Here is a 10,043-nt window from a genome sequence, read left to right as displayed (position 1 = left end):
AGGATGTAACCCTTGGCAACAATTGCTTGCTTAACACCTGCGGCAATATCTAAACTGGCCTGGTCGGTACCATTTCTCATTTGAACGAATATGGTCTTATTCTTTGGCGAGACCGGATCTAAAAAGATCGTATCTGACATCTTAGTTTGAACATCTAAATTACGTTTACTGATTGCGGTGGTTGTAGCAGCACATCCAAAAATATTTGCCGCTACAAATACACAAATAGATCCCTTCATCAATCTTTTAATTAAAAACATTTTTCTCTTTTTCCTAGGTAAATCTTAATAAGCTACTCCAATGGTCAGCTCAATGGCAAATTTAACTTATGAATCAATATGGTTTCACAACTCAGAGTTGTGAAACCATAATATAAAAATAGAGATAATGAGTAGTCTACGAAAAAGACTGAGAAATATGATTAACGGAATAAAAAAATAATTCCTGCTTTGGGTAACTAAGAAACTTTTTAGATAGCCTCCTGCATGCCCATTATTGACCAGATTGAGCTGTTAAAGCCAAAGGCTTTCTATTCATTCAATTCGATCAGAAGCGAACAATTAGCAGTGCCTAAGCATCATGATACTGTTGAGCAATTTCATGAATACTATCCAGTGCTGCAATAAAGGCATCAACAATTACCGGATCAAACTTAGTGCCGCGCATGGAAATGATCTCTTGAACTGCCTGATCGTGAGTCCATTGCTCTTTATAGACCCGCTTACTAATTAAGGCATCGTATACATCAGCAATCGACATAATTCGGGCAGCCAGCGGAATGGCATTCCCTACTAGGCCACGAGGATAGCCTGTACCATCCCAATTTTCATGATGCCCACCAGCGATCTCAATGGCTGTACTAATTACTGTTTTCTTATACTCAAATTTCAAATTAGAGGCAGATAGAACAGATTCACCTATAGTGGTGTGAGTCTTCATTGTGGCCCACTCCTCCTCATCTAACTTGTGGGATTTTAGCAATATGGAATCTGGAATTCCTATCTTACCAATATCGTGTAGTGGTGCCGCCCTAAAGAGTAAGTCAATCTTTTTCTCAGTGATTTCATCTGAATATTTACCCATTACTAATAACTGAGTAGCGATAACCTTCACATAATGCTGGGTTCTAATGACATGGTTCCCCGTTTCATTATCCCGTGCTAGCGAGAGCGCCTTTAGGCAGGAAAGCATTAGATCTTCGGTTAGGGATATATTTTTAATACTTGCCTAGAGCTCTCCTGCCCGTTTGGCTTTCTCTTCACCTTCAAAGAGGAGTTCTGTATTGGCAATCACTAGTTCAGCAGCACGCGCTGCTTTGTCTTCATTAGCAATCACGAGCTCTCCTGCCCGTTTGGCTTTCTCTTCACCTTCAAAGAGGAGTTTTGCTTTACGACTATTCTCCCCAGAAATAACCTGATGACTAACGACTGCATAAATTCTACTGTTATGAGATATAGGGGATACTCTCCCAATAAACCAACGTTTCTGCTGGGGGGAATGGCAAGCATATTTAAGGGTAAACTCTTTCAAGTCGCCACGTAGCACTTTACGAATACCAGAGCCCATATCGTTAGCATTTAAATCCTCACTGCCTAAAGTATGATCACACACTGTCAAGTAGTTCTTCCCCAGGAAAGTTTCCGCAACCCGATTTATGGAGTTCTCAGTAAAAAACTTAATCCAAGCTTTATTAACTTGAACAATAATCCCACTAGAGGCTACAACAGCAATTTCCAATTTAAGCGAGTCTAATATTTGTTGAGACGAAATAATATTGAGATTGGCATCATTTTTTCCAACCCCTTCAGACAGCGGGGAAATTTGATGTTTGGCCATCAGATCCACAAGGAAATCATTAGGGTTTAACTCTAGCCAATCAACTATGGCAGTTAAATGACTTGCCGATGGGTAAGCCAAACCTTTTGACCACTTTCTGACTGTTTCTGTACTAACAGTAGATGTTCCGTGAGCTCTGAGATTAAATTGTGTTGCAATGAAAACATTTGATGGGGCAGTTTTATATTTTTTATATAAGCTAGCATTAAATGCGGCTGCAAAACGCTGGGTAGTTTTATGCCGATTAGGCATAAATCCCCCTAAAGCGGGCTGAATACAATGTTATTTCTCCGAAAAAAGGTGCTCGTTATTTATACTGTAAAAGTAATGTCTGATTTACGTCATGCCATAAAGTAAATTGATTAGAGTTGAATTTGATCCATATCAAAAAGTAACTATAGTTCTTAGGGATGCAAATCAAATGCTGGATAAGACACGAATAAATCTCTTAATTCATGCCTATATTCCGATTTGAGGTAGTTTTATTGGAAATTTTCAATGGTTCCAGCTCAAATAGGTCAAAAAAATATAGCTATAGTCAAATTAGCTTGTATCGCCGCTGCCTTATTTCACTTTCATCTTTTTTTGTGCCCACTAGAATGCCCTTCGTTTTAATCTTTTTAAATATGTTGGACATTGCTCCATCTATTCCCAATAATTAATTTAAAGCAATCCGAAGAGTGCTTTGGGAAAAATAGTAAGCGACTATATTTTTACAGTGGGCTAATTGGGCTCAAGGACTACTCCTTATTAGGGGCATCCCTTTATAGAGCCTTTTCCTTATCGTCCAAGCTATTAAATTTAATTTTAGGAAGTGTCAGCAGCGCTAAATCATTGTCATCGCGAGATACTCCACCACCGGAAACCGCCTCTTTAGAATAGTCTTGCGGGGATGTTGCCTCAAGAATAATTATTCTTGAGGATTGATTATTGAATGGCGCTACAGGAACCTTGACCTGAACAGGAGGGATAACCACCGGAACAATCATAGGAGAAGAAGTAATCATTAAAACTCCATCCACAGTAGTAATGTTGTAGTTGTTTGCAGTGCCAGCGGCTACTGCTATTGCTGAAGTGCCTACTGGTGTTGAAGTTGTTGCAGTGCTATTGGCTGTAGAAGCTGTCAGGCCAGCAGTTGTACTTGCTGTATCGCCATTTACAAACCCTACTAAGCTAACTGACAAAGCTGGGTTAGTGGTACCAAAGACTTTAGAGGCATCGTTACCCGTTGCGGTCAAAGTTGCTTTAGTAACCGTTAACTGCCCTGCAACTACGGATACAGAGTAGTTGGCATCTGCGGTTAAATTAGCGTTGATTGAGTAGTTGCCCACATCACTAGCTGAAGTAGCTGTAGATGAGTAAGATGCTGTTGGTGTAGTGCCACCAGCCACTAAACCACTCACTGAGCCTGTAAAGACCGGTAGGCCAGCACCATATACCTTAGATGAATTATCAACAGTCACAGTTAAAGCCGCTGGAGTGATCGTTAAAGAACCATTCACATAGACAAAAGTGTAGTTGCCCGAAGCCAAGTTTCCAGAAGTAGATAAGATGGCGACTGAGCCCACATTACTTGTGGTCGTGGCGACTGAAGTTAGTGTAGCTTTCCCTGTTACTACTGAAGCATCTTGTCCGTTTTTAAAGCCTGTAATCGTATTGCTCAAAGCTGGAGTAGCTGCACCGTAAACCTTAGTGGCATCGTTCGCCTTAACAGTTAAGGTAGCTGGAGTAACTGCCAAAGAGCCGTCCACAAAAGTTGTGTTGTAGTTTGATGCTAAAAAAGCACCGCTACCAGTTGGATTGCTGGCGGTTACACCATAAGCAGCAACTGAAGCTGTATTAACTGTTCCGGCGCTTACTACGGCCACATTACTAATTTGCTCACCATTAACTAAGCCGTTGGAAGTAAAGTTTGCAGTATTCAAATCAGCCGTTACACCATAAGTCTTGGAGCTATTCCCAGCCGTTACTGTCAAAGTAGCCGCACTAATAACACCTGTTACGCCAGTTGGTTGAGTAATCGTGTAGTTACCTGCTTGAGCACCTGTCAAAGTATCAGCTACGGTTACAGATTGTGTGCCGACATTGACGTTGTTAAAAGTACCTGACTGAACAAGAATGACATTATCAGTACCCAGAACACCAATCATCTGACCACCACTCAAGGTAGCCGAATTATTGCCATCGTATGTTTTACCAGCAACCACGGTGTTATTGATGCTAAGAACTGTAATGCCAGCAGGAGTAATTGTGAGATTGCCAGCTACAAAAGATACTGTGTAATTAGCGCTGGCAGTTAAGTTAGCAGTTGTTACGGCGTAATTACCAGCATTGCTACCTTGTACGGCAGTAGTAGCGTAAGTAGCTGTGCCTGAGACCGTATCGCCATTAACCAGACCAGTTACGGTATTAGAAAAGGCGGGTAATGCAGATCCATACACCGCAGTAGAGTCGTCGGTTTTGATTGTTAAAGCAGCTTTGGTTACTGTCAAAGTACCGTTAGCGTAAGTAAACACATAGTTGCCAGAAGCTAAGTTGCCTGGAGTAGCAACCAATACTGAGCTACCAACTCCGCTGGCTACTGTAGTCGTTGTTGTTGGAGTAGCTGTTCCTGTTACGACTGAAGCATCTTGTCCGTTTTTAAAGCCTGTAATCGTATTGCTCAAAGCTGGAGTGGCTGCACCGTAAACCTTAGTCGCGTTATTGGCAGTTACAGTCAAAGTAGCCGCATTGGTTGTTAAAACACCTGCTACTGGCGTAATGTTGTAGTTGTTTGCAGTACCAGCCGTAACCGTAATCGCTGAAGTGCCAACTGAAGTTAATGCAGTAGCGGTGCTATTAGCAGTAGAAGCAGTCAAGCCACCAGCGCTCAATGCTGTATCGCCGTTCACAAAGCCAGTCAAACCGACTGTCAGAACTTGATTAGCATCACCATACACTTTAGTTGCATCAGCAGCAGTCGCAGTTAAGGAAGCTTTGCTTACTGTGTACTGCCCTGCAACTGAAGTAATTGCATAGTTTTGAGCGGTATAACCAGTGGTGTTAATTGTGCTTAAACCAGCATTTGCACCAGCGAGAACACTAGTTTGAGTAAGATTAGAAGAATTAACAACAGACTGGCTATCGCCATTTACAAAACCAGTAAAAGTGGTTGAATTTGCTACTACGGCAGAGCCATAAACTGAGATTGCATTATTAGTAGTCGCGGATAAAGCAGCTTGGGTAATGCCTAAGCTACCATTTGCATAAGTAAATACATAGTTACTAGCAGAGAGTGTCCCTAGAGTTGGGATGATTGAATACGATCCTACATTTGAGCTAATCAATGCAGTTGTTGCATTAGCAGCTGCACCAGAAACAACCGAACCAGTCTCACTATTTACATAGCCAGTAATCGTATCAGTCAGAACTGGTAGCGCTGCGCCATAAACCTTAGTTGCTGTATTTGCTGTTACCAGTAAAGTCGCAGGAGTCACTGTGAAAGCAGCAGGAGCATAGCTAAAAGTGTATTGCTGGCTGTTATAAAGCCCTGACGCAATAATTGCAGTGGTGCCCACATTGAGTTGTGAGCCTGAGCCCGCAGAGTAAACCAGCGTACCGTTATTACCAGCTACAGGGGCGGAATAAGTCGATGTTTCTGCACCCAGAATCAAAGCTGAACCGTTATATACCTGAGTCAAGCTATTTGGAGTCACCAAAATAGGGACTGATAAGCCAATCAAGTAAGGACCATTGCCATTAGCTGCAGGTGCAAAGTAGGCACTCAGAGCAGGTTGGGTGGTGTAGCTAAGTACCGTTGCCGTACCATTAAAAGTTCCCATCGCATAGAAGTCACTTCGATTTGCTGCCAAGCCAAAGCTGTCTGAAGTTGCCGCGCCAGTTACATTCCCTAAAGCATAGGCATGAGTAATTGCACCTGAGGTAATTGAGCCGACTAGTCCGGCCGTATTGGCAGCCCCAGCCACATTACCCGTGGCATAAACATTAGTAACATTACCCGTAGTGCCACTACCGATCAAACCACCAGTACCAGCACCACCATGAACGCTTCCAGTAGCGTAGGCATTGGTTACATTACCAGAAGTAATTGTGCCGACTAAGCCGCCGTCACCAGCGCCGCCAGCATATCCTACGTTGACATTACCAGTAGCATGAGCATTAATGATGCTACTTGATGTCATCGTGCCAACAAGTCCGCCTGTACTAGCGTCACCTCTAACTTGATTGGTTGAAAAAGCGTTGTAGACAAAACCAGTATTGTCTGTACCAATTAAGCCACCTGTACCAGCGCCACCAGTAGCGACACCGCCAGTTGAATAAGCATTTCTAACAATTGCACTAGCGCCATTACCCAAGAGCGCACCAGTATCAGCACCAGGATAAATAGTTCCGGGGATGCCAAAGGTACCGCCAATGATGCCAATGTTTTCGATGGTATTAGTTGCTGCGCCAGTATTTCCAATAAATGCTTGGCTAGGAGTTGAATTTGTCTGTGGAGTAATGGTTAGGTTGCTAACGGTATGACCAAGACCTTCAAAATTACCAACGAAAGATCCAGCAACAGAACCAATTGGGACGAAACCGTTGTACCCGCCACCCTGGGGATTCCAAGTTGCAGTAGCACTGGCATCAATGTTTGAGCCTAATGCGTAATTTAAGATTAAAGCACCGTTAATTGTCTCTAGAGTGTTTACATCGTTAATAATGGTGTAAGCCTTGTTGTTAATCGTGAGTAAATTAGTACCTGATTGGGCAAAGTTAACAGACCCAATAAAACCACCATTATTTAGACCAAAATTAAGGCCAACAGTAGGATTCAATACTGAGCCTGTGCCAGTATTAATTGTTAAACTTCCAGCACCGGATACCGACATCTGAGCGTTCACATTTACGCTATTGGTCGCATTTAACGTGAGTAGATGGGATGCCCAGCTGATATTGTCGTTTACATTTACATTACCATCCGCGCCTGATCCACTCGTGGATAAGATAGTAAAGTTACCGCCATTCAACGCAGTAGTAACTGCAGCACCAGTCATATCGCCAGTAGCTGAAATGGTAAATCCGTCTGGATCTAGCGTCCAAGTACCAGCATCCCCTTTAGGAGCTAAAGTATTTACTACTGCGCTATCCGCTACATTGACATGGGAAGCTGAAGTATCAATTAGTCCGCCATTACCACCTAAATCACCACCTTTAGCAGTAATCGTGCCAGTAACATTGGTTTTGCTAACGGAGTTTGTTAAATCAGCGATGATGTCAACTGTACCGCCATTACCTACGCTGTTTGGTGCGGCATCAGCCTTAATGACACCGCCTGCATTGATCGTTGAAGAAGCGGTTAAGCGAATCACGCCACCACTATTTGTCATTCCTGTTGCATCTAGAACACCTGTATTGCCGATCACCCCACCTTGAATTTGGTGTGCTGCCTGAGCAGACAGAATAATCAAGCCACCAGGCGCATAAATCGCGTTACCGTTGGATACAAAAGCATCCACAGCAGAAGCAGATACTTGAACATTAGAGAGTGTGTTGCCAGCAAACTGAAGCTCGTAAACGTTACCAGCAGCAAGAGCTACCGTTCCCATCTGAGCAATCACAATCCCGTTATTAATCACGGAGGGAGCTAAAAGGGCAATATAGCCACCCAAAGCAGCCGTTAAATTACCATCATTGATGATTGAACCAGTAGCACCACCAGTAGAAAAAGTGCTTAAACCTGCCATAAAGTCAGCAGTACTGATATTGGCTGTAGTGGCCAAGAATGAACCTACGTTCACACTTGCACTAGGAGCAAAGTAAACCCCGTTAGGATTCACTAAGAAAACCTGTCCATTGGCATTTACCTTGCCAAAGATTTGACTGGCATTAGTATCCAGAACCCGATTTAAAAGAACGCTGGAAGCATTAGGCTGAGTAATATTGACTGTCGCAGCAGAGCCTACGTTAAAAGTCTGCCAGTTAATTGCCGCTCTAGGAGTAGCTTGGTTGATCTGCATGACCGCACCAGCTTGGCTAACCGTCGCTGCACCGCCAACAACCGCAGAGCCTGTAGGCAACTGTGTAGGCGCCGGAGGGGCTGCATACACAGAAGATACAAATAGCGATATGAACGCCGATCCACTTAATGACTGTTTATATTTATTGATCTTCAAAATGCAATGCTCGCCATAAACCAAAATTGACTACTTCCATTGGTGCCGTCTTGATAGGTGCCCGTATAGGTGGGATTGGGATTAGCCCCAATACGTTTTGCCCAAATAGTTTTTAAATCGATATTTGAGGCCGGTTTCCAGCCCAGAGATAAACCGGCACCCTTCATGGCATAACTATTAATAGCGCTGGCACCAGCGTAGTTATTGTTGGGATATACCTGTACATGACCGTAGTCATAAAAGATGGCGGCATTGACGTTCTGTGGAAGCGCTTGACGTAACTCAACAGTAGCTAATTGACCTTGGCTACCCGCGCCTTCATTCGTGGGGTAAGCCCTCACCCCATAGGCGCCACCCAGGTAAAACATTTCTGATGAATCTAAATTGGCATTAGTCGCTTGGCCACTCACACTGCCATATAGACTCAAACCACCAACAATCAATTGGTTGCGGTTAGCGCTGTAGCGAATCTTGGTAAAGCCACCTTGGGCATTATTGGCTGCTGCCACACTGGCCTGATTAGGGGATCCTGCAAGATTCGTATTACCACTGGTAATCACAAGGCTGCCGTTATTTGAACCGGACCCACCAATGGCATCAAAGGAGTTGCCAAACAAGCCAATGGAGTAATCCATGACTGAATACTGATTAATGAGCCCTTGTTGAGCATTGCTATTGCTAAATTGACGATAGTCCGCATTGGCACCAGCATATAAATTAGCAGAACGAGAACGAATGATTGGGTAATTAGCCTCTACTCCACCAGTAGAAGAAGTACCAGTAGCACCAAGTGCTACAAATTGTGAAGAGATCAATCGATAGGCCATCGTCGATCCGTTAACACCGACTCGCAAACCATCGCTACCTACTGGCACGGTGTAACTTAAACGGCCATAGTTACTTCCCTCAGAATATAAGTAGGTTGCCAACAATAAATCGCCCACACCTAGAGGACTATTCATTCCGAGGTTTCCTAAGACGCGGTATGCCCCTATGGAAGTGGGTCCCGTATTATCGGCCTGGGCATTTCCAAAGACCAATGGCTCATCAGCTACTCTGGCAATGAGATCGGTAGTCAGTGCTGTTGAGCCTTGAGCCAAAACGCCGCCAACAGTCACGCCAGGCAAGTCATCCGACAACAAAATGCCTCGATCTAAGTGTGATACCTCTACTAACTGACCGCTAGTTTGCGCAGCGTTCATGATGTCAATTATCTGCTGAGGCTTTACACGTGTAATAGCGCCTTCAATCTTGGTGATACCAAATATCGATTCCTCAATCTGAATTGTTAAAACGCCATTATTAATATCTTGAGGTGGAATGACTACCCGAGCAATACCACCAGAATTACGATAGGCGGCTTCAATCGCAGAAGCCAATACCTGTAACTGACCAAAATCAATCGACTTATTAAGATAAGGCTCAATAAGTGATTCAATCTGAGAATTTGAAAGTACGGTGTTTCCAGTGAACTGAATAGTCTTAAGTACAAAAGCAATGCCGCCAGTTGCCTTTTTTTCAGGCTCAGGAATTAACTTAGGGGTAACCTTTTGCGGCAAAGGATTCTGACGCAACTCTTGGTCGATATTTTGCTGAAATGATCCCGCACTCGGCACTTGGGCCTGGGCAGAGGAGATGGCTATCAAAGCGCAGCCGAGCACCAAACAGAATCGAACCCGATCTCGTGAGGTTTGGAAAGTAACTAACATAGTGCTAATAAAAATATGAAACCATTGTTTATTGGGTGACCCACCGTAGCTAACTACAGCTTTGAGCGCAGGTAGGGATTGATTACTCCATCAGTCTTGAAAGATATCAAGGGCATAAAATTACGAAAAATTTATAGCCTTGAATAGAGTTTTTCCAATGTAACTAGATATTTAGTTAAATGAACAACTTATAGTTGTGAACCTATAAAAAACTAGTGTTGTAAATTAAAATTGATTCAGTTGGACGTTATTTCAGGCGCTTAATGGCCGTTCTCTGCCCGTCAGAAACCTCAAAATAGCCCAATCTGAACAGCTGAAGTGCGCTCAGAAGCAGACATAA

General features: G+C 43.4%; 5 protein-coding genes. All 5 read right to left on the bottom strand.

Annotated elements, in window-relative coordinates; genetic code table 11:
• Positions 1-260, bottom strand: a 260-nt coding sequence (gene traT / locus ICN49_RS11410; protein ID WP_216168195.1) for a complement resistance protein TraT, incomplete at its 3' end; no start/stop codon positions are given.
• A gap of 310 nt (positions 261-570) precedes the next feature.
• On the bottom strand, positions 571-1,191 hold the full coding sequence (locus tag ICN49_RS11405) for an HD-GYP domain-containing protein (protein WP_216168194.1): 621 nt from the start codon (positions 1,189-1,191) through the stop codon (positions 571-573).
• A gap of 36 nt (positions 1,192-1,227) precedes the next feature.
• Positions 1,228-2,088, bottom strand: a complete 861-nt coding sequence (locus ICN49_RS11400) for a hypothetical protein (RefSeq protein WP_216168193.1) — start codon at positions 2,086-2,088, stop codon at positions 1,228-1,230.
• Positions 2,089-2,600: 512 nt separating this feature from the next.
• Positions 2,601-7,994, bottom strand: a complete 5,394-nt coding sequence (locus ICN49_RS11395) for a beta strand repeat-containing protein (RefSeq protein WP_216168192.1) — start codon at positions 7,992-7,994, stop codon at positions 2,601-2,603.
• The gene (locus ICN49_RS11390) at positions 7,991-9,703 is read right to left on the bottom strand and encodes a ShlB/FhaC/HecB family hemolysin secretion/activation protein (protein WP_216168191.1); all 1,713 of its coding nucleotides are present in this window, start codon (positions 9,701-9,703) and stop codon (positions 7,991-7,993) included. Before ICN49_RS11390 ends, ICN49_RS11395 begins: the two co-directional genes overlap by 4 nt.
• Between the last annotated feature and the right edge of the window lie 340 nt (positions 9,704-10,043).

This window comes from Polynucleobacter finlandensis (genome assembly GCF_018881755.1).
GTDB lineage: Bacteria > Pseudomonadota > Gammaproteobacteria > Burkholderiales > Burkholderiaceae > Polynucleobacter > Polynucleobacter finlandensis.
This window is presented reverse-complemented; position numbering and strand designations above follow the sequence as displayed.

What these genes read in the sequence shown, in the direction of transcription:
- ICN49_RS11405 (WP_216168194.1), bottom strand. Translation starts at nt 1,191, where the DNA reads ATGCTTTCCTGCCTAAAGGCGCTCTCGCTAGCACGGGATAATGAAACG.
- ICN49_RS11390 (WP_216168191.1), bottom strand. Translation starts at nt 9,703, where the DNA reads ATGTTAGTTACTTTCCAAACCTCACGAGATCGGGTTCGATTCTGTTTG.
- ICN49_RS11400 (WP_216168193.1), bottom strand. Translation starts at nt 2,088, where the DNA reads ATGCCTAATCGGCATAAAACTACCCAGCGTTTTGCAGCCGCATTTAAT.